We start from the raw sequence: 25,528 nt of genomic DNA, 5'->3' as shown, positions 1-25,528 counted from the left end.
TCTGATTATGTTATAAGATCAACTCAATCAAGAGTTAAATATAAAGGGGAAAGCTTCCCACCTGCTTATACTCCAGATATGGTAAAAGGAGATGTAATGATTGAATCAGATCTTTACACTAGATATGCAGGAGAATTACAACTTGCAAGAAAAGAAATGAAAAATAGTGGAAAAACTAATGTTGTTGCAAGAGTTGTTGAAGAAGAAAGATTCTTAATTGACTTAATAGAGCCATGGGGAAAATTTGCATTTAAATTAAAGAGATAGTTATTATAAGAGGCTGTGGGGGAGGTACCATGGCCTCTTATTGCCATAAATAAATTGTGAAAGAAGGAAGATAGTATGAGTAAGGGAATTAAGATTGTAACTATTGGTGGAGGATCAAGCTATACTCCAGAACTAGTAGAAGGATTTATTAAAAGATATGATGAATTACCAGTAAGAGAATTATGGCTTGTGGATATAGAAGAGGGAAGAGAGAAGTTAGAAATCGTAGGAGAATTAGCTAAAAGAATGGTTAAAAAAGCTGGAATTCCTATGGAAGTTCATTTAACTTTAGATAGAAGAGAAGCATTAAAAGATGCTGACTTTGTTACAACTCAAATTAGAGTAGGACTTTTAGATGCAAGAATAAAAGACGAAAGAATTCCTTTAAGTCATGGTGTAATAGGACAAGAAACTAATGGAGCAGGTGGAATGTTTAAAGCATTTAGAACAATTCCGGTGATATTAGATATAGATAGAGATATGGCTGAACTTTGTCCTAATGCATGGCTTATAAACTTCTCTAATCCAGCAGGAATGGTTACAGAAGCATTATTAAAATATGGTATAAATAAAAAGGTTATAGGTCTTTGTAATGTTCCAATAGGAATGGAAAAGGCTGCAGCAAATATGTTAGATGTAGAACATTCAAGAGTAAGATTAGATTTCTTTGGATTAAACCATATGGTATTTGGAAAAGAAATTTACTTAGATGGTGAAAATGTAACTGATAAAGTTATGGATGCTATGGCAGATGGAAAGCTTGGTTCTATTGTTAAAAATATAAAAGACTTTGAATGGAACAAAGACTTTATAAGAGCATTAGGAATGATGCCTTGTCCATACCACAGATATTATTTCCAAACAGCAGAAATGTTAGAAGATGAATTAAAAGAATTCTCTAAAGGTGAAACTAGAGCAGAAGTTGTAAAAAGATTAGAAAAAGATCTTTTTGAATTATATAAAGATGAAAACTTAGATATTAAACCACCTCAATTAGAAAAAAGAGGAGGCGCATATTATTCAGATGCTGCATGTAGATTAATTCATTCAATTTATAATGATAAAGGTGATATACAACCAGTAGATGTTAGAAATAATGGTGCAATAATAGGAATTGATGAAAATTCAGCAGTAGAAATATCATGTATTATAACTAAGGATGGTCCTAAACCAATGGCTATGGGTAAAATCCCAACATCAGTAAATGGATTAATTCAAACTATAAAAAGTTTTGAAATTCTTTGTGTAGAAGCAGCTGTTGAAGGAAATTATGAAAAGGCATTAATGGCACTTGCAATGAATCCATTAATTCCATCAGAAAAAATGGCAAAAACATTATTAGATGAGTTATTAGAAGCTCATAAAGAATATTTACCACAATTCAATAAATAGAAATTGTATTAAAAGCTTCCTTATTTAAAGGAGGCTTTTTAAATTTAAAAAACTTTAGATAAAGTAAAAATATGGTATAATTATGGGAGTTATTATTGGGGGGAGAGATTTTATGTTTGGGAAAACAGAGGTTGATAAGAAGTTTTATAAAAAAGTTTTTGTAATAGCATTACCAATAGTTATACAAAACTTAATTACATCATCATTAAATATCGTAGATACTATAATGATTGGAAGCCTTGGGGAAAAAGAAATTGCAGCTGTTGGTATAGGAAATCAATATTTCTTTTTATTAAATATAATTATTATGGGGTTATTTAGTGGGATTGGGATTTTTATATCTCAATATTATGGAAAAAAAGATGAGAAAAATATAAGAAAATTAGTCGGTATTGGAATAGTTTCAAGCTTTATAGTTGGTGGAATTTTCATGGGACTTGCATTACTTTTTCCAAGTACAATTATAGGTTTTTTCAATACAGATTCAAGTGTTATAGAAACAGGAGCAAGTTATTTAGTTATAGTATGCTTTAGTTATATATTTACAGCGCTTAGCTTTAATTTTGCAATGGCATCAAGATGTATAGAAAAAGCAGTTATTCCAATGGTTGCAAGTGGAATTGCACTTATAATAAATACTGGATTGAATTATTGTCTTATATTTGGAGAGTTAGGATTTCCAAAGCTTGGTGTAGAAGGAGCAGCAATAGCTACTTTAATTGCAAGGATAATAGAGTGTATAATTATTATAGGGTATGTCTACTTAAGTAAAAGTATTTTATGTGGAAAAATTAAAGAGTACTTCACTTTTGAGTATGACTTTATAAAAAGAATAGTAATTACAGTAATTCCAGTTCTTTTAAACGAAGCTTGTTGGGGATTTGGTTCTGTAATGTATAATGTTGTATATGGAAGAATTGGAACAAGTGCAATAGCATCAGTACAAATAGCAACAACGATTAGCAATTTATTTATGGTTGTTATTTTTGGAATAGCTAGTGCATCATTAGTTATAGTAGGAAAAGAAGTTGGAAAAGGTAAGAATGATGTTGGAGTAAGATATGGAAATAATTCATTGAAGCTTGGATGTATTATTGGTGGAATTATATCTGTATTAATAATAGTTTTAGCAGGAAATATTGTTAACTTGTATAATGTTTCAGCAGAGGTAAAAGAGTGGACAAGGTATATTCTATATGTAACTTCTTTAGTGATGATTATAAGAGTATATAATATTATTGCAATTGTTGGAGTTTTAAGAGGGGGAGGAGATACAAAGGTATCTTTTTATATTGAAGCTATGACAATGTGGTTTATAGGAGTTCCAGTAGCTTTTATAGGAGCATTTATATTAGAAGTTCCAGTGTATGTGGTATATGCCTTGTGTGCTTTAGAGGAAATAGTGAAGATGGGAGCTTGCTTTAAAAGAATAAGAAGTAAAAAATGGATTAAAAATTTAGTTTTAGAAGAAGATATTAAAGAAGAGGTAGTAAATATATAAGAAAAAAATTGATTTATAATACAGTAAAGGATGAGAAAAAACGTGAAAAGTAGGATAAAAACTTTGATAGGAATAGTATTAGTAATAGCAATTGGAATAGTGCTTACTAATATTATTGGAAATCATGAAAAAAAAGAATTAACAGGTACTTTGAAAATTATGGTTAATAGTAGTAACTATAAATATATAAATTCAGCTGCAGAGCAATTTAAAGAAAAGCATCATAAAGTTAAAATATTTGTGGAAGAAGCAAAAGATGATGGATATTTTAATTATGTAGTGAATGAATATAAGAATGGAAAAAAACCTAACATAGTAGTTATGAATAATACTAATATGCGAAATTTAATAAATGAAAAAGAAATTGTACCAGTAGAAGTAGGAGATATAATAGGTTCTTATAGTGGGAATTTTGGAGTTGCTAGATTAAATGAAAGCAAGATTAACGAAAAGTATTATAGCTTACCGTTTTCTAGTAACCCAATAGGACTATTATTAAGAACAGATTTATTAAAAAAATATGGATATAATAGTACAGATATAAATACTTGGAATGATGTTATTAATGTAGGAAAAGGAATATATACTAAGAGCAAGGGAAAAGTTAAACTATTAAATGGAACTGGTGATGATTATAATAAATTAATTAATTTATTGATAATGGAAAATCTGAATTCAGGATACGACAAAGAAGATACAATAAAGAATACTGAAAGTATGATTCAGAAGTTAAAAAAAGAAAATGTTCTACAAGTAAATTCAAATGGTGAATATGCAGGTGCTATAAGTTCAATTAATGGAGTTAAATCTATTGAGGGGATAAAAGAGCCTTGTGAATGGACAGTTGTAAATCCTCCAGCCTTAATTCAAGGGGCAAATAAGTTCTATGAAGAGGGAGGAGATGATTTAGCAATATTAAATGATAAGGATGTGGAGTTAAGTAAAGCATTCCTATCCTTCTTAAGTAATAATACAAATTTATCTTTAGAATATACAGAATCAGCTAACGTATTTTCAAGTTATTTATATACTTATAAGAATACTGAAATAGAAGATGAGATGAACAATTTTGTCAATCAGAGCCCTCTTGTAGTATTGAGTAATATAGCAATAAAGGCTCCGAGTGTACAAAATTATGATGAATATTTAGAAATTAACAAGCAAATTTTAAGTGACTCTACTATAAATCAGAGTAAATAGTTTTATAAGCATTTAAAGTTTGAATTGCAGTTTGCCTCCATGAAAAATGGAGGCTTTTTTCATATCCTTTTTGTATTAAAGAATTTCTAAATTTAGAGTCGTTTAAAACTTTAACTAAAGCTTTAGATATTTCTTCTGATTTGTTAGGGTCTATAAGTAGAGCTGCATCTTCAGTAACTTCAGGTATAGAAGTTATATTAGAAGAGATTACAGGAGTTTTGCAGCTCATAGCTTCTAATGGTGGTAGTCCAAACCCTTCATACAGTGAAGGATAAACAAAAACATCTGCACCATTATAAAGAACAGGTAAAAGAGAATCTTCTACAAAACCAGTAAAGATTATTGAAGATAACATATTTTTTTCTTCAACATAATTAAAAAGTTTTTCGCCATCATCTTTTAAAGAACCAACTATAAGAAGTTTATATTCCTTTAGTAAACTAGATTTACAATCTATAAAAGCATCAATTAAGGCCTTTACATTTTTTCTACTACTAAAACCACCGATATATAAAATATAAGGAGTATTAAAATTAAATTTTTCAAAAATTTGTCTAGTACATAAAGCTTTATCTAAAGGCTTGTAGGAATCGTTAGTAGCTAAAGGTGTTACAAATATCTTATCTTCAGGGTATCCTTTGAAAAATCTTAGAATATCTTTTTTTGAGTATTCAGAAACAGTAAGAATTCCCTTAGAATTTTCTATTATATTTGGCATATCACGCAAAAATCTTTTAAGGTAACCAGGCCCAACGGTTTCAGGCATAGTATAGGGAATAAGGTCATGAATAGTAACTACTGTATTTAATTTTTTTTCAAAAGGAAAGCCGAGTCCATTTTGAGGAATATGATATAAATCTATATTTTTCTTTATAAGGTTATCAGGAATATAGTATCTTTCAAAAAAAAGATTATGTTTTCCAGCTGCATATATATATTCAATGTTACTTTGTTTGAATTTCTCATGTAAATTTCCAGTCCATATTAATGTGAATAAATCTTCAGTATTTATTTTAATCATTTCTGAAATAAGATTATCTGTATATGTGCCAATTCCAGTTCCACTATGAAGATTAACGCTTCTAGAGTCGATTGCTATTTTCATTTCTCCACCTCTTTCAAAGTATATATACTAATAAATTATTAAAGAGTGATAAAAATGTGAATAAAAATCACCAAAATAATGAGAAAACATATAATAAAAAATAGATAAATATTTTAGGGGGAAGACTTAATGAATCTAGAAACCTTAAAAAACTTAATAGAGAAAAAGTATGAGCTAGAGGTAAAAACTTTAGAAAAGGTTAAAAATACTTACAAGATAAATGGGGATGATGGATTTTGCCTAAAGGTTGTAGGGCATGACCTGCCACATTTTAAATTTATAATAAAAGGAATAAAACATCTAGAACAAAAGGGATTTGATGGGATATTAAACATAATTGAAACTAGAGATAAAAAGGATTTTATAAGTTTTGAAAATAAGAATTGCTTTTTAACAAAATGGATACGGGCAAAGGAAAGCAATTTTGATGATATAGAGATGATTGAAAAAATAAGTACTAAAATAAGTGAAATGCATTTAAAAAGTAGAGGCTTTATATTAGGAGAAGATACAAGACCGAGAATTTATTGGGGGTCATGGATAAAGGTTTTTCAAACTAGAAGAGATGAAATGTTTGATTTTAAATTACGAATTGAAAGAAAGGCTTATAAAAGTGATTTTGATAAAATGTTTTTAGAAAATTTCAATAAAGAAATAGAAAGAGCAAATAAAAGCATAGAAAGACTTAAAAAGAGTAGTTATATAGAAATAATGAGAAAAGATGCAAAGGGGTTAGGATTTTGTCATCATGATTTAGCAAATCACAATATTTTAATTGGTGAGGATGGGATTAAATTTATTGATTTTGATTATTGTATTTTAGATAGTGGAATTCACGATTTAGCATCTTTTATTTGGCGAGTAAATAAGTTTAATGAAAATCCATCTAGAAAAAAGATAGATAGTATATTGGAAGGATATCAAAAAAATATTGATATAAATGCTAAAGAAAAAGATGTGATGAGAGAATTTTTAAGCTTTCCACAAGAGTTTTGGCAGATAGGACTTCAAGTATATTGGGAAATGAGACCTTGGGGAGAAGATTTTATGCTTAAAAAGCTAGAGAAATATTTTAGTACATTAGAAATGAAAAAAGAAATAATATCATTAATATAAGGAGGCGTGAAAATGGATGTAAATAAAGGGCTTATGGAGTATTTATCTGAAAAAAACATATATGTAATGAATGAATATTTTAAAGGTGGTTTAAAAAAAGAAGAGGAAATTATAGCTCAAATAAAGCTTATAGCTGAGGTGCAAAAGATATTATGGAGCTTTAATACAAGAAGCTACAGTGGTATTAAAAGCTATATAGGAAGAGAAATAAATCGAGTGAAAACTGCTTATGTAATGATGAAGAGTATAGAACTAGGAAATGAATTTACACCGTTAATGGAGAAGCTTGAGGAAATAAACAATAAAATTAAAGATATAAATTTAAAAAAGATAGTAAAGAGAAGTGTGGATAGAAAAGAGATAACAATAGGAAAGTTAGATGAGAGAAATATTAGAGTTTTAGATGAGATTGAAATAGGAAAGATAAAAAAAGTAGCATACAGTTTGATTGAGGATGATGTAGTAACCTATTTAAATAGGGTTAAAAAAGCTGAAAATAAAAGTGAAGTGGATAAGTTTATAGTGGAGTATGTAAGGAAGGCTAATCTTGATGTAGAAAGTTATAAATATATAAAAACTATGCTAGAGGTACCTAATTTATGTATAGAGTATATTGAGAAAAATAAAAGTAAATTAGATAAAGAAAAGCTATTTGAAATTATGAAAAAAGAAGGAATTGTATAAGTAAGGGGGAAATATGGGAAGATATTTAGAAAAAGAATTTTTATGTAGTTATGATTTAAGTAAAGAATTTTTTGACACATTAGGAGTAGATATAAAGGAAGTGCATCCTTTAAGAAAAGTATTCATATTAAAAACTGATTCAGGAGATAAAATTTTAAAGAAGGTTTATTATGATGAAAATAAAGTACAGTTTATAGAAAGTAGCTTAAAATATATAAATAGAAGTTTTCAAAATACTATGAGAATGGAAAAATTAAAAAATGGACAAAGTTATTTAAAGTGGAAGGATGAATGTTATATTCTTATGGATAGAATAACAGGGATTGAAGCGACTTGTGAAAATCCATTAGATATAGAAGAGTGTTCAAGAACTATTGGGGAATTTCATAAGGCATCAATAGGATTGGTGGATTATTTACAAAAAGAAAATAAAATGGTTATAAAAAGTGAAGATTTATTAGAAGAATATATAAAGGCAGTAGAAGATTTAAAAAATATAAAAAAGGTAGTTTTAGAATATAAATATCCAAATGAATTTGATGAATTATTTCTAGAAAATGTTGATGTGTATATAGATGAAATAAATGAAACAATAAGTTTATTAGAAAAAGTAAATTATAAGAGTTTATTAGAAGAGGAAGAAAAAATAGCTCTTTGCCATAATGACTTAGCCCATCATAATTTTTTAATTGATAATAATAAATGTAATATAATTGATTTTGACTATGCGAGTATAAACCTAAGATGCATAGATGTTAGTGATTTTATATTAAAATGGATAAAAAATAGTGCATTTAATATAGAAATAGCAAATCTTATATTAAATGAATATAGCAAAGTGAGCGAATTATCAGAAGTTGAAAGAAAAATTATAAAGATAAATTTAAGTTTTCCAAAGGATGTATATTCAATAATTAGGGTTTATTATCATAAAGAAAAGAAATGGGAATATGAGAGTTATCTTGGGAAATTTAAAATGAAATTAGAAAATGATATTTATAGAAAGAGCTTCCTAAAGGAATTTTAAAATAAAAATAATGCCCCAAAAAAAGGGGGCATTATTTTTTTTATTCAAGTATATTTTTATAAGCAGACAAGGTGTCAGAGGCTGTTTTTTCAAAAGAAAATAATTTGCTTTTCTTTAATGAGTTATTAACCATAGATAATTTTATAAAACTATCGCTTAAGACTAAATCTATTTTTTCAGATATGCTTTGTACATCACTTGGGTCAATAAATAAAGCTGCATTATTGCAAACTTCAGGAATTGATGTTTTATTAGAAGCGATTACAGGAGCACCACAAGCCATAGCTTCTAAAGATGGTAATCCAAAGCCTTCATAAAATGATGGATAAACTAAAACTTCACAAGCGTTATAAAAAATAGGCATATCTTCTAAAGGAATAAAATCAGTAAAATAAATATCATCTTCTACCTTTAGCTCTCTTGCACGATTTAAATAAAGTTTATATGAAATTCCCTTTTTGCCTATAATAACAAGTTTAGTGTTATTTCTTTTTTCCTTAGATAAAAGTGAGTAGGCTTCTATAAGACCTTTGATATTTTTTCTAGGACTAAAGCCACCTACATACAAAATAAAATTTTTGTCTATAGAATATTTTTCTTTAATTAAATTTTGACATTTAGATTTGCTAAGCGGTTTATAAATATCTTCAGCTGCTAAATGCGTTACATAAATTTTTTCTTTAGGATAATTAAATTCTCTAGAGATATCATCTTTAGAGAAGTGAGAAACAGTTATGATTCCATCACAATTTTGGATTATTTTAGGCATTTCTTCATTAAAAATTCTAAGATATCTATCACTTACGGTTTCAGGCATTCTTAGTGGAATAATATCATGTAATGTGATAGTTTTTTTGCAAAATATATTCTCAGATAATCCAACGCCATTTTGTGGAACATGGTAAAGTTCCATATTTTTATCAGTTAAAATGTTTGGAACACTAATGTTTTCCCAAAAATTTTCATTTGTATTTTCCTTTACTCTTTCAAAAGAGAAGTTTTTACCTAAATTTTTTATATCTAGATTATCTGGTGAAAACAATAAATAATCATTGATTTTATCAATTTTATTTAAGTTTGAAATTAGTTGATAGGTGTATGTTCCTATCCCAGTTCCCCTATACCATTTTGCTGCACGACCATCTATACCAATTTTCATAATTAATCCTTTCCAAATATTGCTAATATTATTATATTAAGTTATAGTAAAAGTGTTAATAAATTTAGCAAAGTTAACATATAGATATATAGGAGGTGATCGAGATGATGAGAGAGTTCGAAATCGAAAGACAGTTTAGTATTAAAATTGAAACAATAAAAGCAAACAAAGGCGTTTACTATCTAAATACAAATAAGGGTGAGAGATGTTTAAAGAAAATTAACTATGGGCCTCAAAAACTATTATTTGTATGCGGAGCAAAAGAACATCTTATACAAAATGGGTTTGATAAGGTGGATAGATACTTCTTTAATATAGATGGGTATCCGTATGCGTTAGTAAATGAAGACTTATATACATTATCTATGTGGTTAAAAGGAAGAGAGTGTGATTTTCATAAAATTGAAGATGTAAAGTTAGCAAGTGAAACTTTAGCTAAACTTCATGTAGCATCTAAAGGATATGATCCACCAGAAAATTCAAAGCTTAAAAGTGATTTAGGAAGATGGCCAGGCCTTATGAAGAAAAGAATAAAGGCATTAGACAAAATGAAAGAAATGGCAAGAAAGAAAAATGTAAAAACAGAATTTGATCTTCTATATATAAAATCTGTTGAATTTTATAAGGAACTTGCAAAAGAAGCAAGTGACATATTAATTACTTCGGATTATGAAAGATTATGTAATATTGCAGAAGAAGAAAAAGTATTCTGCCATCATGACTTCACATATCACAATATAATTATTGATGAAAATGAAGAAGTGAATGTTATTGATTTTGATTATTGCAAAAGAGAAATAAGAGCTTTTGACATATCTAACTTTATGATTAAAGTACTTAAAAGAGTTGATTGGGATGTAAATTTTGCAAAAGAAATTATAGAATCTTATAATAAGGTTAGCCCACTAGAAGCAGGAGAGTATAGAGTATTATTAGCATACTTACAATTCCCACAAAGATTCTGGAGGCTTGCTAATAGGTATTATTATAATGAAGTAACGTGGGGAGTGAATACATTCTCTAAGAAGATACAGGGAATTATAGAAGAGAGAGAAAATTATCTTAAATTTATAAAAGATTTTAAAGAATTATATGATTTAGATTAATAACAAAGGAACTTCTTTTATAGAGGTTCCTTTGTTTTGTAAAAATTTAAAGGAACAAAAACAAGAAAAATTAATATTATAATATATAGTACTTAAAGACGAGGAAAAAGATGAAGATAGGAGATATAGTAGTAAGAAAATCATACAACAAGGATGTAACATTCAAAATCATAGATATAGAATATAAAGATGGTAGGGAAGTTTATATTCTAAAAGGAATAAATATAAGGATAGTAGCAGATGCTAAAGAAGTTGACTTAGAAGTAGTTGAAGAGGATTATAATGGTGAACAAGATAAAATATTAAATAGCAGAGTAAATAAGGCTATAAAAAATATAATGATCACAAGAGACTTGAAAGCTAGAAAAGGAAATAAAGTTACAGCTAAGTTAAAAAAAAATTTAAATTCTGATGATTTATATTTTGGGAGACCAGGAAAAATACTTCATATAGATGGAGATAAAGAATATCTAGATACTTGTTTAAAGGTATATAAACAACTTTCTTTAGAGGCAGTAGGCTTTGCTATCCCAGAAGAAGAACAAGGGAGTAAAATAGTAGATTTGGTAAAGGAAGTAAAACCAGATATAGTAGTTTTAACAGGACATGATAGTATTACTAGAAATCCAGAAAGTTATTTAGATTTGAATAATTACAGAAATACAAAGTATTATATTGAGGCGGTAAAGGCACTTAGAGAATTAAACAGAAATTATGATGATTTGGTTATATTTGCAGGAGCATGTCAAAGTTGTTATGAATGCATATTAGATGCAGGAGCTAACTTTGCCTCTTCGCCAAATAGAGTATTAATTCATTGTTTAGATCCTGTATTTATATGTGAAAAGATAGCATATGCAACAATTGATGAAGTAATATCAATAAAAGAAGTTATAGAGAATACAATAACAGGAGTAAAAGGCATTGGTGGAATACAAACGAGAGGAAAATATAGAGAAGGATACCCTAAATCACCTTATTTATAAAAAAATAGACTTTTTATGTATAATAAATAAAAAATGTAAGATGATATATAATATAGATAAATAAAAATATTGACATTATGAAGAGTAAATGATAAAATAAAATATTTTACTTGACTTATTTCAAAATTTTGGTATAATTTATAATATGAAAGAGGGTGTATATATGAATGGAATAAAAACAATCGCTTCAATAAAAAAAAGTATTGAAGGCCATATTGGAGAAAAAGTTACCCTAAAAGCTAACGGAGGAAGAAAAAAAATTCTAGTGAATGATGGAATTATAGAAAGTGTTTATCCTAGTATATTTGTAGTTCGATTAGAAGATGAAACACAAAGAACAGTAACATATAGTTATTCAGATGTATTAACTAGAACAGTTCAATTAGATTTTCCAGGATAAAAAAGAAAACTTCGATTTTCTCGAAGTTTTCTTTTTTATTTTTTTATTTTAAATAAAAAAAAAGAAAGATGGTGGGTTTCCATCTTTCAACTATGGTATAAAAGGGTATTGAGAATTTATGAGAGGTTATATGGTCAATAACCACTTCCTATATTACGCTAATATTAGATACTTGTCAACAAATTTTGATAAAAAAATTAAAATAAATCAAAAAAGAATGAAATGTAAATGAAAGATGAATATAAAGTGAATAAATGGGTGTCGAAATTTGTCTTTATAAAATAGGAATTATATCCAGTTCTGAAGTATATATTGTTAGTAGATAATTTATAGGAGGGCTAAAATGGAAAAAAAGATAGATGTTATAAAAGAAAATATTCAGTTTGAGCAGTTATTAAATGAAAGTAATACAACAGCAATGTTAAATGAAGAGTATTTAATACCTGACACACATCCAGACGTGGAAGAGGTTTTAATGGTAGATGCAAAACCAGTAGTAACCTCAAAAGATATTACAGGAGATAAAGTAGTTATAGAAGGGAAGATAGAGTACAACGTACTTTATTTAGCTAGAGAAGACAGCTTGGTTGTTTGCTCAGTGAATTATTCACAAAAATTTTCTAATGCATTAGAGTTAGAAGAAGGCGAACATAAGGTAATCTGTGAAGTAGATTGCAGAGTGGAACATATTGAAGCAAAAATTATTAATGAAAGAAAAGTTTCAATTGATGGGGTTATGAACATCAATTGGGAAAAGTACAAAGAAAAAGAAATAGAGCTTATAAAAGATGTTGAATCAGAAGAAAATGTGGAAATGTTAAAGAAAAATGAATGTGTAAATAAAACAAAGTTAGATGAATTATTAGAGATTATAGGAAAATCTGTATTAAGAGTTAGTATGGACAAACCACAAATATCTAAAATATTAAAATCTGATATTACATTGCAAAAGAAAGAAACTAAAATTGGTGATGAAAAAGTCTATTGCGGATGTTATTGCAAAGTAAATGTTTTGTATTTAGGGAATGAAGGTAAAGAAGTATATCATTTAGATGATAATGTGTATATTTCAAAAGAATTATTAGCACCTGATGTAACTCCAGAAATGGATATTAGCGCTAAAATGGAGTTAACAGGAAAAAATGTGAATATTGAAGAAGATGATCTAGGTGAATCAAGAATAGTTAATATTGAATTTAAAGTAGCTTGTGGAGTAAAAGTATTCTCAAAAGAAACTTTAGAAGTGATTATCGATGCGTATTCACCAAGTTTTCCAGTAGAAGTTAAAAAAGATAACTGTGAAATGGGAATGATACATGGAATATATAACAATGATACAGTGGTTAAAGATAATATTTATATAAAAGAAGATGATTTAAAACCAGAAAATATAATTACTTCAGCAGGAAATATTATAATTACTGATAAAATGGTTGTAAATGACAGAGTTTCAATTGAAGGATATTTAAAAGCATGTATTGTTTATAAAACAGGGGATACAGAAAAATATTTAGCAAAAGTAGAGGGGGATATTCCATTTACAGCAACCATGGAAACTATGGGAAGTAAAAAAGGAATGCATGTTATAGCAAACGCATATCTAGAAGACTTAAATGTAACTATAGAAGCAAATACAATAGCTGTAAAAGCAAATTTACAAGTAAATGCAAAAGTGTTATTTGAGGTAAATAAAGAGATAGTAAATGATATAAAAGAAGCTGAAGAAGGAAAGCATGAAAAGAAAGCTAGTATAACAATTTATGTTATTGGAGAAGGCGATAAGCTTTGGGATTTAGCTAAAAAATATAAAACAACTACAGAAAAAATAAAGAAAATGAATGATATGAATGATGAAGATGAACTTATTTGTGGAGAAAAAATCTTAATTCCAGGAAGAATAAGTTAGTTAAAGAAGCGAGGCTAAGGAGTTTAGCCTCGTTTTTGTTTGTTTAATGTATAAATATTAGGAGAGAGGGAGATAATAATAAACGCGTAAAGCGAGGTGAGGAATTAATGGATGAAATACCAAAAAATAAATTAATAATAATTGGTGGAGCTGAGGATAAAAAAGGAAATAAGGATATCTTAAAGGAAGTGTGCAATGAAATAAATAAAGAAAAAGATTTATTAATTGTCATGACTGTAGCATCAGAAATTCAAGAGGTTGTAGGTAAAGATTATCTAAAGGTATTTAAAGGCTTAGGTATTAAAAATATTAAAATATTACAAATTGAAGATAGGGAAGATGCAAATAAAGATGAAAATGCAGAAATTATAGAAAAATCAAAGCTTATTTTCTTTACTGGAGGTGACCAATTACGAGTTACTAGTATCTTAGGTGGAACAAAAACAAGTGAAGCTATTTTAAACAGAAAAGGGAAAATTTTAGTTGGTACATCAGCAGGTGCATCCATTATGAGTGAAACGATGATAGTTCAAGGGAAGGATGAGGAGTCACCTAAAAAGAATACTATAAGAATGGCACCGGGTTTAGGTTTTGTACAGAATGTAGTCATAGATCAGCATTTTGCACAAAGAGGAAGACTTGGAAGACTCTTAACTGCAATAGCTGAAAATCCAGGGAAGCTTGGTATTGGAATAGATGAGAATACAGCAATTATAGTAGAAGAGGAGTCTATAAATGTTATAGGTGAAGGTGGAGTATATATAATAGATGGAAATGAGATAACTGATACAAATATTTCTGCACAGGAAATAGATAAGGTGTTAAGTATATTTAATGTCAAATTACATGTGTTGATAAATGGAAATATGTTTAATCTTAGAAAAAGGGTACCTTTTAAGGAGGAAAAATAAACAATGAAAATAATAAGCAAAAGAGTATATAGAGGGAAAAACATATACACTAGAAAAAAATGTATAAGACTTGATGTAGATTTAGAGGGATATAAAGATATTCCAAGTAAAGACATAGAAGGTTTTAATGAAAAAATAGTAGCATATATACCTGAATTAAAAGAACATAGATGTGGAATAGATGTAGATGGTGGATTTTTAATAAGATTAAAAGAAGGAACATACTTAGCACATGTTTGTGAACACACAATAATAGGACTTCAAAATAGATTAGGAATAGAAGTGTCTTATGGAAAAGCACGAGAAGTGGAAGATGAACATTATTATATTATCTTTCAATATTGGTATGAAAAAACAGCTATAGAGATTGGGAAACTAAGTGTAGATATAATAAATAGCATAATAAATAAAGAAGAAATTGATATTCAAAAAAGACTTGAAATAATAAAGGAAATAAAGAATTATGAAGAAATAGGACCAAGTACAAATGCAATTGTAAATGGTGCTAAAAAGTTAGGGCTACCGGTATTTGAGATAGAAAATTCAGGATACTATCAAATAGGGTATGGAAAAGCGAGAAAAATAATATCAGCTACGATTACGAATTATACTAGTTGTCTAAGTGCGGATATTGCATGTGATAAATTTCTTACTAAACAGATATTAGACACTCAAAATATTCCAGTTGGAAAAATTGCAAAGGTGAGAAATGTAATAGAGGTTTTAAAAGAAGGAGAAAGAATAGGATATCCTTTAGTTTTGAAACCACAGTATGGAAATCAAGGTAAGGGTGTTATATTAAATATAAAAGATGAAAAAGAACTTTTAAGAGCATATAAAGAAGCTAGTAAAATTTCTAAAGAAATAATTTTAGAAAAATACTATGTGGGAAATGATTATAGAGTTTGTATAGTAAATAATAAAATAGTGGCAGTATCTCTAAGAAAACCACCACATATTTTAGGTGATGGAAAAGCTACGATAAAAAATCTTATAGATGAAATGAATAAAGATTCATTAAGAGGGGAAGATCATGAAAAGCCTTTAACAAAAATTAAAATTGATGAAGAAGTTTTATCTAAAATTCAGGGGGGAGGATATTCCTTAGAAAGTGTTTTAGAAAAAGATAAAGAATTATTGTTAAGAGGAAATGCTAATATAAGTACTGGTGGAACAGCAGAAGATGTTACGGAGAAAATATCGGAAGAAAATAAAGAGTTATTAATAAGAGCTTCAAAGGCAATAGGCTTAGATGTTTGTGGTATAGATATTTGTACAGATGATATAAGTAAGCCACTTAAGGATAATGGAATTATAGTTGAAGTAAATGCAGCACCGGGAATAAGAATGCATCATTATCCTACACAAGGAGAAAAGAGAGATGTTGGCTTAGAAATTGTAAATTATTTATATAAAGATAAGCCTTGTAATATACCTGTAATAGCAATTACAGGAACAAATGGTAAAACAACAACTACAAGATTAATTTCCCATGTATTAAAAACTATGGGGAAGGTTGTAGGAATGACATCTACAGAAGGAATTTATGTAAATGATACATGTATAGATATTGGTGATGATACAGGATATGAAAGTGCTAAAAGCATATTAATGAATAGCGAAGTTGAAGTAGCAGTTTTAGAAACAGCAAGAGGTGGAATGATAAGAAAAGGTCTTGCATATGATTTAGCAGATGTTGGAGTATTAACTAATATTACAGGAGACCATTTAGGTTTAGATGAAGTCGAAACAGTAGAAGATTTAGCTTTTGTAAAATCATTAGTGTTAGAGGAAGTAAAAGAAGATGGATATGCAGTTATCAATGCAGATGATTCTTGGAGTGTTAAAATATTAGATAGAGTAAAAGGAAAAAAGATATTCTTCTCTAAAAATAAAGAAAGTAAATTACTAAAAGAAAATATACTTATAGGTGGGATTTCTGTATTTGTTGATGAAGATTATATAAGTGTAGTTAATAATAATAGAAAATATGATGTGATAAAAGTAAGGGATATACCAATAACCTTAAATGGGAAGATTGAGTTTAATATAGAAAACTCATTAGCAGCCTGTGCAGCACTTGTAGGACTTGGGGTAGATTATTGTATGATAAGAAAAGGTTTTGAGAGCTTTAAGTTAGACAGTAATTGTAATGCTGGAAGATTTAATATGTATGAAGTTTTAGGAAGAACTATTATACTTGACTATGGTCATAATCAAGAAGGCTATAAAGGAGTTTTTTCAGCAATTGAAAAATTAGAAAGAAACAGAGTCATAGGTGTTGTTGGAATAGCCGGGGATAGAATGAATGAGATGGGAATAGAGATTGGAAAAATTTGTGGTGAATTTCTAGATGTTACAATAGTTAAAGAGGATTATGATAGACGTGGTAGAGAGCCAGGGGATATGGCACAGGTTATATACTCAGGAATTGAAAAAGGGGAAAAAGAAATTATAATTGATGAACGTGATGCTATGAAAAGAGCGCTTGAAATAAGTGAAAAAGGTGACTTAATAGTAGTATTCTATGAAGATAGAGAAAAAACATTAGAAGTAATAGAAAGATATGAAAAAGAAGTTAAAATGGTAGAAGCTAGAAAATGATAGATAGAGTCAAAAAAATTGACTCTATCTTAAAAATAGACATCTATAATTTCCTATGATAAAATTATGAGTAATATTTACTCTAATTAAGGGAAGGGGAATAATATGAAAATAAAGGCCTATGCTAAAATAAATATTTCGCTTGATATTGTAGGGAAAAAGGAAAATGGATATCATTTACTAAGAATGATTATGCAAAGCATAGATTTATATGATGACATCATAGTAGATAAAGCAAAGCATGGAATAAACATATCTTGTAATAAGCCATATGTTCCAAGTGACGAGAGAAATTTAGCTTATAAAGCAGCAAAATTATTTATGGAAACTTACAACATAAAATCTGGAGTTAACATAATGATTAAAAAGAATATCCCAGTTTGTGCAGGACTTGCAGGAGGAAGCACAGATGGAGCAGCAGTTCTAAAGCTTATGAATAAGCTATTTAACATAAATGCAAGTGATAAGGAATTAATGGAATTGGGTGTGAAGCTTGGAGCGGATGTTCCTTATTGCATAAAAGGTGGAACAGCACTTTGTGAAGGTATTGGTGAAGAAGTTACTGAACTTAAAAAATTTAAAGATAAAATTTTAGTATTAGTAAAACCAAGCTTTGGAGTATCAACTAAAGCTGTATATGAGGAATTTAATATACAAAGAGCTATATTCCATCCAAAAACAGAGGAACTTATAAAAGCTATGGAAGAGGATGACTTAAAGTTTGTTTCAAGAAATATGAAAAATCTTTTAGAGAATGTAACTTTAAGAAAGCATAAAGAGATAATAAAAATAAAAGAAAGTATGATGAGATTAGGTTCAACAGGTGCTATGATGAGTGGTAGTGGGCCAACTGTGTTTGCATTTTTTGATGATATGCTTAAAGCACAAAATTGCTATGAAAGCATGAAGAAAAAATATAAAGATGTTTTTATAACAAGAACAATTTAAAAAAATATGAATAAAACCTCCAATAATGGTAATGATTAATACTATTAAAGGGGGTTTTTATTTATGAAAAAAATGATAATTTGTATGTTGAGTGTAATAGGATTAGTTTTTTTAGCTGGATGTGAGGCTAAAAATATAGAAGGTGAAGGAATTACTTATAATTATAATGATGTTAAGGACAAGCTAATAAGATTTCATGTTCTTGCAAATAGTGATTCTAAAGAAGACCAAGAGTTAAAAATGAAAGTTAAGAATGAAGTTATAAAATATATGGAGCCATTATTAAAAAAATCAGAAAGCTTAGATATGACAAGAGAATTATTAAATGAAAATAAAGAAAAAATAATGGGAATAGCTAAAGAAGTTATAAAAAAAGAAGGCTATGATTATTCTGTAAAAATAGAATTTAAGAGAGAGAATTTCCCAGAGAAAGTATATGGAAATATTATATTACCACAAGGGGAATATGAAGCGTTTAGAATTTTAATTGGAGAACATAAGGGAGAAAACTGGTGGTGTGTAATGTTTCCACCATTATGTTTTACAGATGTAACTAAAGGGGAAGTTTCATATGAGGAAACAGAAGAGAAGATGAAGGAAACCTTAGGTGAAGGTGTTGCATATGAAGAAGAGGAAGAGGTTGAATATGGAATAAAATTATTTGAGATACTAGGGGATATATTCTAAAATTAAAAAAAGACTTGATAAAAATCCATAATAATCATAAACTTTAACTTGTGGCTTAAAGTAGATTAAGTAAATTTTATATAGATTATTAGGAGGAAGAAAATTATGACTAGAGCATTAGCGATGGTATCGGGTGGATTAGATAGTATATTAGCAGCAAAGTTAATAAAAGACCAAGGAATAGAGGTAATAGGAGTATGCTTTAAATCATACTTTTTTAATGAAGAAAATGCTAAGAGAATGACAGCTCAAATTGGAATTCCATTAGAGGTAGTTAATTTTTCAGGAGAGCATTTTGAAATGGTTAAAAACCCTAAGCATGGATGGGGAAAAAATATGAATCCATGTATTGATTGTCATGCAATGATGATGAGATATTCGGGAGAATTATTAAAGAAATTTGATGCAGATTTTATAATAACAGGAGAGGTTTTAAATCAAAGACCTATGTCTCAAAATAAGCAAGCATTAAGCAAGGTTAAAAAAGAGTCTGGAATAGGTGAAAAAATATTAAGACCTTTATGTGCACAAAACTTAGAAGAAACTGAAATGGAGAAATCAGGTTTAGTAGATAGAAGTAAACTTTTAAAAATTTCAGGAAGAAGTAGAAAACCACAAATGGCATTAGCAGAAGAGTGGGGAATAAAGGATTATCCATCACCAGCTGGAGGATGTAGATTAACAGAACCAAACTTCTCTTTAAGATTAAGAGAAACTTTAGACAGACAAGGTGATGCAACAGAAAAAGAAATAGAACTTTTAAGATATGGTAGACATTTTGTATCAGAAAATGGGAAGACTATAATAGTTACAAGAACAAAGGAAGAAGGAGATGCTATAAAAGCATTACTTTCAAAAGAAGATACAGTTATGTATCCTGTAAGCCATAATGGGGCTATGGTAATAATAAGCGGAGAGGCGAATAGAGATGATTTAGACCTTGGAGCTAAAATTGCAGGAAGATATAGTAAAGGAAAAGATGAAGAAGTTGTAGAAGTATCTTATGGAAGATTTGGATGTCAGTTTGATGGAAAGATAGAAATTAAACCAGCGACAGATGAGGAAATTGAAAAATATATAATACAAATGAGATAGGAGGTTTAACATGGAAAAGAATGCTATTATAAAGATAATTAGTAATGCAACTATGGAAAATGATGAACTAATAGAAGTTTTAACTCATGGGAAGTATAAATTAAAAGAGAATGTATATAGAGTAGTTTATAACGAAACAGAACTTTCAGGAATGAAAGGAACAGAAACTAGTTTAGCTATAGAAGAAGATGTTATTACATTAGAAAGAGCGGGAAGTACTAGTACAAAAATGGTATTCAAAAAGAATGAAATAACAGTAGCTTTATACAGTACACCTTATGGAATATTAGAACTTGAGATATTCACAAAAAACTTGGAAAAAGAAGTTAATGAGCATGGTGGTAAAATTCTTATTGAGTATGAAATGAGAGTTGTAGGACAGGAACCATTCCAAACAAAGATAAGCTTAGATATTGAAGCAAAATAATTAGGAAAAGCTATAAAATTTAAAAGATTTTATAGCTTTTTTTTATTTTAAATAAAAAAAAGCCTATTTATTAACAAAATAAGACTAGAAATAAAATATTTAGTATGATAGTATATTAACTATGTTATAAAAAATCAAGCACAAATAACCCCTTACTTATTTAGCGGGGTAATATCTATTATATATTGTATTTCAATACATGTCAACAAAAAAGATGAAAAAATAAGGAGGTTTTTAAAATGAAGAAAACAAAGTATGTATTTGTAACTGGGGGAGTTGTTTCGGCATTAGGAAAAGGAATAACAGCAGCATCACTTGGAAGATTATTAAAAAACAGAGGGGTTAAGGTATCAATACAAAAATTTGATCCTTATTTAAATGTAGACCCAGGGACAATGAGTCCATATCAACATGGAGAAGTTTTTGTTACAGATGATGGTGCGGAAACAGACTTAGACTTAGGACACTATGAAAGATTTATAGATGAAAACTTAAGTCAAAATAGTAATATTACAACAGGAAGAATATATTGGTCAGTAATTTCTAAAGAAAGAAGAGGAGAATACCTTGGTGGAACAGTACAAGTTATTCCTCATATAACAAATGCTATAAAAGAAAAAGTTTATAGTGTATCTAAAGAAAGAGATGTTGATGTTGTAATAACAGAAATTGGTGGAACTGTTGGAGATATTGAATCGCAACCATTTTTAGAAGCAATTAGACAAGTGAGAAGTGAAGTTGGAGGAGAAAATGTTTGTTTTATTCATGTAACATTAGTACCTTATTTAGGAAAAGCAGGAGAGCTTAAGACAAAACCAACACAACATTCAGTTAAAGAGCTTAGAAGTATAGGAATACAACCAGATATTATAGTTTGTAGATCGGAAAAAGAATTATCAGATGATATAAAAAATAAAATTGGATTATTCTGTAATATAGAAGGAAATGCTGTAATACAAAATTTAGATGCAGATCATCTTTATGAAGTACCATTATTGTTACATGATGAAGGTTTGGATAATCTTGTATGTGAAAAATTACATTTAGGGTGCAAGGATATAAATAATACTGAATGGATTAATATGGTCAATAAAATGAAGAGCCTTAAAAATGAAGTTAATATATCTTTAGTTGGAAAGTATGTTGAATTACATGATGCATATATTTCAGTAGTTGAAGCTTTAAGTCATGGTGGTTTAGATAATGATGTTAAGGTAAAAATAAATTGGGTGAATTCAGAAGAGCTTGAAAGTATGGATGTAAATGAAGCACTTAAAAATTCAGATGGAATATTAGTTCCAGGTGGATTTGGTGATAGAGGAGTAGAAGGTAAAATAGAAGCTATAAGATGGGCTAGAGAGAATAAAGTGCCTTTCCTTGGAATCTGTTTAGGAATGCAATGTGCAGTAATTGAATTTTCTAGAAATGTATTAGGACTTAAAGGTGCTCATAGTTCAGAATTAAATCCAAATACAAAATATCCAGTTATTGATTTAATGTCAGACCAAAAGGATATAGAGGATTTAGGTGGAACAATGAGACTTGGATTATATCCTTGTAGATTAGATAAAGAAACAGAAAGTTATAATTTATATAAAGATGAAGTTATATATGAAAGACATAGACATAGATATGAATTTAATAATGAATTTAGAAAAATGATTGAAGAAAAAGGTATGAAAATTGCAGGAACTAGTCCGGATAAAAGATTAGTAGAAATAGTAGAAATAAAGGAACATCCTTGGTTTGTTGCAGCACAGTTCCATCCAGAACTTAAATCAAGACCAAATAGACCACATCCTTTATTTATAGGATTTATAAAAGCAGTAAAAGAAAATAAGAATAAATAATTATAAAAATGGATATTCTTTAAAAGAGGATGTCCATTTTTGCTATGCAATAAACTTGCAAAATAGATGTAAATAAAGGATAATATAATAAAAGTCTTGTAATTCTAATATTCTTATTAAAAATCCCAAATTGATTATAAATACATAAATTACGGAGGTGTAAATTTGACTAAAGAAGTTTACAGAGAAATGACCTTAGCAAAGTTAAAAGAGATTGCTAAAGAATTAGAAATAAAAAATATATCTAAATTTAAAAAAGATGAATTAATTGAAGAAATCTTAAAGCTTAAAGCTAGTAAAAATGAAGAAGCGACAACAAATAAACAGGGTGTAGTTTTAAGAGAAAAGATAGCACCAAAGCAAAGAGAAACTAGACAATATAATAATTATGCAAATAATAATAGTAGCAATAATATGAGTAATACTAATTCAAATAATAATTATAACAACAATAGTTACTCAAATAATAATTCAAATAACAATAATTCAAATAATAATTACTCAAATAATAATAGTAATACAACAAATAATTACAATAACAATAGAACGAATGATAATTTTTCTGCTGATGTTCAGACAGTTTCAGGAATATTAGAAATACAAGAAAATAATAGTTTTGGATTTCTAAGAGGAGAAAATTACTTAAGTAGTAGTAGTGATGTATATGTATCTCCAGCACAAATAAGAAGATTTAATTTATCAACAGGAGATATGCTTGTAGGAAAAGCTAGAGAAGCTAAAGAAGGAGAAAAATTCAAAGCTTTAATATATGTAGATAAAGTAAATGATGAAAGTCCTGAAAGAGCTATAAGAAGAACAAGATTTGAAAAGTTAACTCCAATATACCCAACTGAAAGAATAAAATTAGAAGGTAAGGCAGGAAATTTATCTACTAGATTAATGGATATAATTTGTCCTATAGGAAAAGGACAAAGAGGGATAATTGTTGCACCACCAAAGGCTGGTAAAACGACACTTTTAAAGACTGTAGCAAAAAATATAAGTGAAAATGCGCCAAATGTAAAAATAATCGTTTTATTAATAGATGAGAGACCTGAAGAAGTAACAGATATGCAAAGATCTATAAAGGGAGAAGTTATTTATTCAACTTTTGATGAAGAACCACAAAATCATGCAAAAGTTGCTCAAATGGTTTTAGAAAGAGGAAAAAGAATGGTTGAGCAAGGTCAAGATGTAATAATTCTTTTAGACAGCTTAACAAGACTTTCAAGAGCGTATAACTTAACAATAACTCCAACAGGAAGAACTTTATCTGGAGGACTTGACCCAGGAGCATTAATAATGCCTAAGAAATTCTTTGGAGCAGCAAGAAATATTGAAGAGGGTGGAAGCCTTACAATACTTGCAACTGCTCTAGTTGATACAGGTTCAAGAATGGATGATATGATTTTTGAAGAATTTAAAGGAACAGGAAATATGGAAGTTCATTTAGATAGAAGACTTCAAGAAAGAAGAATATTCCCGGCTATAGATATTTATAAATCAGGAACAAGAAAAGAAGATTTATTATTAACACCAGAAGAGCGTGATGTTTCATACAATATAAGAAAAACTATGTATGCAGATGGCAATGGTGATAATGTAACTGAAAATTTATTGAAAATGTTATCAAAAACTAAGGATAATGCTGAATTTGTCCAAGTTTTTTCGAAGATAGGAAAGTAATAAAAATAAAGTGATACAAGATTTTTCTTGTATCACTTTATTAATTTAGAAGATACTTCTATAACTTTATCTATTGAATAAGTTGAAGTTAAATCTTTTATATTTTTTTTCATTTTGATAAGTTTATCAGGGTTATCAATTAAAGAATCAATTAAAGAATTTACTTCAGTAATATGCTTAAGCTTCAATGAAAGATTATTTGAAGTTAAAAACTTAGCATTATCAGTTTCTTGTCCTGGAATGACAAAAGGAATTATTAGTGGTAAATCCTTAACTAATGATTCGGTAACGGTTAAACCGCCAGGCTTTGAAATTAATACATCAGAATATTCCATAAAGTAATTTATATCTTTAGAAAATCCAATGATATGAAGTTTTTTATCTTTATATTCTTTATTTAGATGAGATTCTAAATCTTTTTTTAGTTCTTTATTGTTTCCACATACAACTGTGATTCTAAGCTTATGTCTGTTTTTCAAAAGTTCTTCAAGGACTAATGAAATACTATTAAGTCCCATACTTCCACTCATAAGTAAAATATTAAAATAACAGTCATTTTTTAAGTCGATTACATCTGGATCTTCATGGAAAAACTCTTTTTTTATAGGAATACCTAGAGGATATATGATGTCCTTATTTATTCCATCATGGATAAGAGAGTCTTTAGTGAAAGTACTTCCAGTTATATAGAGGTCAGTTTTAGGACTGATATATGTGTAATGAGCTTTAAAATCAGTTACTATAGATACAAAAGGAGCTTTAACTCCCATTTTTTTAAGACCTGCAATTAGACAAACGCTAAGAGGGTGAGTAGTAACTATTAAATCAGGTTGTTCAGCTTGTATTACTTTAAATAATCTCTTTTTAACAAATGTAAAAAAGAAAGCTAACGATTTATTAGCAAAAGCATTATTAGTAAGACGATAAAAAAGTCCATAAGTTAATGGGAATTTCATAGCTGAAACCTCATAAGATCCAACGACTAATGAAAGTAGAAGTTTGCTACTGCCTTCTAAAAAGTCATGTCTTGATGTTTGGAATCCTTTTTCTGTAAAAGCATCATCTAATGAGCTAGCAGCTTGATTATGGCCTTGACCAGTTGAAGCAGATAAGATTAAAACTTTTTTCATTTAAATTCACTCGCTTTATATAAATTTTATTAATTACAATTTTAAAGAAAGATTATAAATATGAAAGCATATATAAGAAAAATGGGAAAGACAAAGTCTTTCCCTAAATTTCTTATTTGTTAAGGTTGAATCTCTTGTTGAATTTATCAACTCTTCCACCAACGTCAACGATTTTTTGCTTACCAGTGAAGAATGGGTGGCATTTTGAACATATTTCTACTTTTAACTCTTCTTTAACAGAACCAGTTGTAAAAGTGTTTCCACATGCACACTTAACCACAGCATCATGATGGTATTCTGGATGTATGCCTTGTTTCATATTTTTCACCTCTTTTTAATAA

Annotated in this window: 23 protein-coding genes; 19 read left to right on the top strand and 4 right to left on the bottom strand. The window is 28.5% G+C overall.

All coding sequences use genetic code 11. From position 1 onward, the window contains the following. The 4 genes from ACRC28_RS10045 to ACRC28_RS10030 all read left to right on the top strand — a co-directional run. A partial coding sequence (locus ACRC28_RS10045) for a phospho-sugar glycosidase domain-containing protein (protein ID WP_438543315.1) occupies positions 1 to 267 on the top strand: 267 nt, incomplete at its 5' end. 75 nt (positions 268 to 342) lie between these two features. After that, entirely contained in the window at positions 343 to 1,659 is a 1,317-nt protein-coding gene (locus tag ACRC28_RS10040; RefSeq protein ID WP_438543314.1) for a 6-phospho-beta-glucosidase, read from the top strand. 112 nt (positions 1,660 to 1,771) lie between these two features. Then, positions 1,772 to 3,160 carry an MATE family efflux transporter gene (locus ACRC28_RS10035; RefSeq protein ID WP_438543313.1) on the top strand — a complete coding sequence of 463 codons (1,389 nt, stop codon included), beginning with the start codon at positions 1,772 to 1,774 and terminating at the stop codon, positions 3,158 to 3,160. A gap of 42 nt (positions 3,161 to 3,202) precedes the next feature. Next, positions 3,203 to 4,360 carry an ABC transporter substrate-binding protein gene (locus ACRC28_RS10030; protein WP_438543312.1) on the top strand — a complete coding sequence of 386 codons (1,158 nt, stop codon included), beginning with the start codon at positions 3,203 to 3,205 and terminating at the stop codon, positions 4,358 to 4,360. Here ACRC28_RS10030 and ACRC28_RS10025 read toward each other — a convergent pair. Then, positions 4,341 to 5,465, bottom strand: a complete 1,125-nt coding sequence (locus ACRC28_RS10025) for a glycosyltransferase family 4 protein (RefSeq protein WP_438543311.1) — start codon at positions 5,463 to 5,465, stop codon at positions 4,341 to 4,343. The two genes, ACRC28_RS10030 and ACRC28_RS10025, sit on opposite strands and share 20 nt — an antisense overlap. Before the next feature lie 129 nt (positions 5,466 to 5,594). Between ACRC28_RS10025 and ACRC28_RS10020 the strand changes: the two genes are divergently transcribed. The 3 genes from ACRC28_RS10020 to ACRC28_RS10010 are packed head-to-tail and all read left to right on the top strand — an operon-like array spanning position 5,595 to position 8,292. Next, a complete protein-coding gene (locus ACRC28_RS10020) occupies positions 5,595 to 6,581 on the top strand; it encodes a CotS family spore coat protein (RefSeq protein ID WP_438543310.1) in 987 nt (328 codons plus the stop codon). 12 nt (positions 6,582 to 6,593) lie between these two features. Next, a complete protein-coding gene (locus ACRC28_RS10015; protein ID WP_438543309.1) occupies positions 6,594 to 7,265 on the top strand; it encodes a hypothetical protein in 672 nt (223 codons plus the stop codon). 13 nt (positions 7,266 to 7,278) lie between these two features. Next, complete coding sequence (locus ACRC28_RS10010) at positions 7,279 to 8,292, top strand: CotS family spore coat protein (protein ID WP_438543308.1); 1,014 nt, start codon at positions 7,279 to 7,281, stop codon at positions 8,290 to 8,292. A gap of 40 nt (positions 8,293 to 8,332) precedes the next feature. On the opposite strand, the gene ACRC28_RS10005 is transcribed toward ACRC28_RS10010, so the two are convergent. Continuing rightward, positions 8,333 to 9,451: a glycosyltransferase family 4 protein gene (locus ACRC28_RS10005; protein WP_438543307.1), complete on the bottom strand. Its 1,119-nt coding sequence runs from the start codon at positions 9,449 to 9,451 to the stop codon at positions 8,333 to 8,335. A gap of 104 nt (positions 9,452 to 9,555) precedes the next feature. On the opposite strand from ACRC28_RS10005, the gene ACRC28_RS10000 reads away from it, so the two are divergent. The 12 genes from ACRC28_RS10000 to rho all read left to right on the top strand — a co-directional run bounded on the left by ACRC28_RS10000 (position 9,556) and on the right by rho (position 24,057). Continuing rightward, positions 9,556 to 10,557, top strand: a complete 1,002-nt coding sequence (locus ACRC28_RS10000) for a CotS family spore coat protein (protein ID WP_438543306.1) — start codon at positions 9,556 to 9,558, stop codon at positions 10,555 to 10,557. Positions 10,558 to 10,667: 110 nt separating this feature from the next. Next, positions 10,668 to 11,543 (top strand): sporulation peptidase YabG, encoded by an 876-nt coding sequence (gene yabG, locus ACRC28_RS09995; RefSeq protein WP_438543305.1) that lies wholly within the window; start codon positions 10,668 to 10,670, stop codon positions 11,541 to 11,543. Between the two features lie 163 nt (positions 11,544 to 11,706). Then, complete coding sequence (locus ACRC28_RS09990) at positions 11,707 to 11,943, top strand: Veg family protein (RefSeq protein ID WP_438543304.1); 237 nt, start codon at positions 11,707 to 11,709, stop codon at positions 11,941 to 11,943. Between the two features lie 343 nt (positions 11,944 to 12,286). Then, complete coding sequence (locus ACRC28_RS09985; RefSeq protein WP_438543303.1) at positions 12,287 to 13,849, top strand: DUF3794 and LysM peptidoglycan-binding domain-containing protein; 1,563 nt, start codon at positions 12,287 to 12,289, stop codon at positions 13,847 to 13,849. Between the two features lie 107 nt (positions 13,850 to 13,956). Further along, positions 13,957 to 14,760: a cyanophycinase gene (locus tag ACRC28_RS09980; protein ID WP_438543302.1), complete on the top strand. Its 804-nt coding sequence runs from the start codon at positions 13,957 to 13,959 to the stop codon at positions 14,758 to 14,760. Positions 14,761 to 14,763: 3 nt separating this feature from the next. Then, on the top strand, positions 14,764 to 17,364 hold the full coding sequence (gene cphA, locus ACRC28_RS09975; protein WP_438543301.1) for a cyanophycin synthetase: 2,601 nt from the start codon (positions 14,764 to 14,766) through the stop codon (positions 17,362 to 17,364). A 105-nt stretch (positions 17,365 to 17,469) separates the two neighbouring features. Then, positions 17,470 to 18,312, top strand: a complete 843-nt coding sequence (gene ispE / locus ACRC28_RS09970; RefSeq protein WP_438543300.1) for a 4-(cytidine 5'-diphospho)-2-C-methyl-D-erythritol kinase — start codon at positions 17,470 to 17,472, stop codon at positions 18,310 to 18,312. A gap of 63 nt (positions 18,313 to 18,375) precedes the next feature. Continuing rightward, the gene (gene spoIIR, locus ACRC28_RS09965) at positions 18,376 to 18,999 is read left to right on the top strand and encodes a stage II sporulation protein R (RefSeq protein ID WP_438543299.1); all 624 of its coding nucleotides are present in this window, start codon (positions 18,376 to 18,378) and stop codon (positions 18,997 to 18,999) included. Positions 19,000 to 19,104: 105 nt separating this feature from the next. Then, complete coding sequence (locus tag ACRC28_RS09960; RefSeq protein ID WP_438543298.1) at positions 19,105 to 20,094, top strand: tRNA 4-thiouridine(8) synthase ThiI; 990 nt, start codon at positions 19,105 to 19,107, stop codon at positions 20,092 to 20,094. 10 nt (positions 20,095 to 20,104) lie between these two features. Continuing rightward, complete coding sequence (locus ACRC28_RS09955; protein ID WP_438543297.1) at positions 20,105 to 20,521, top strand: DUF1934 domain-containing protein; 417 nt, start codon at positions 20,105 to 20,107, stop codon at positions 20,519 to 20,521. Between the two features lie 239 nt (positions 20,522 to 20,760). Continuing rightward, positions 20,761 to 22,371, top strand: coding sequence for a CTP synthase (locus ACRC28_RS09950; RefSeq protein WP_438543296.1), 1,611 nt, complete (start codon positions 20,761 to 20,763; stop codon positions 22,369 to 22,371). Between the two features lie 165 nt (positions 22,372 to 22,536). Continuing rightward, the gene (gene rho, locus ACRC28_RS09945; RefSeq protein WP_438543295.1) at positions 22,537 to 24,057 is read left to right on the top strand and encodes a transcription termination factor Rho; all 1,521 of its coding nucleotides are present in this window, start codon (positions 22,537 to 22,539) and stop codon (positions 24,055 to 24,057) included. Between the two features lie 32 nt (positions 24,058 to 24,089). On the opposite strand, the gene ACRC28_RS09940 is transcribed toward rho, so the two are convergent. Continuing rightward, on the bottom strand, positions 24,090 to 25,187 hold the full coding sequence (locus ACRC28_RS09940; protein WP_438543294.1) for an MGDG synthase family glycosyltransferase: 1,098 nt from the start codon (positions 25,185 to 25,187) through the stop codon (positions 24,090 to 24,092). Positions 25,188 to 25,299: 112 nt separating this feature from the next. Continuing rightward, on the bottom strand, positions 25,300 to 25,506 hold the full coding sequence (gene rpmE / locus ACRC28_RS09935) for a 50S ribosomal protein L31 (protein WP_002598683.1): 207 nt from the start codon (positions 25,504 to 25,506) through the stop codon (positions 25,300 to 25,302). Between the last annotated feature and the right edge of the window lie 22 nt (positions 25,507 to 25,528).

It is taken from the genome of Clostridium sp. (assembly GCF_051650885.1).
In the GTDB taxonomy this organism is placed as follows: Bacteria; Bacillota; Clostridia; order Clostridiales; family Clostridiaceae; genus Clostridium.
Note: the sequence above shows the minus strand (reverse complement) of the source record. Positions and strands in the feature narration are given on the sequence as shown.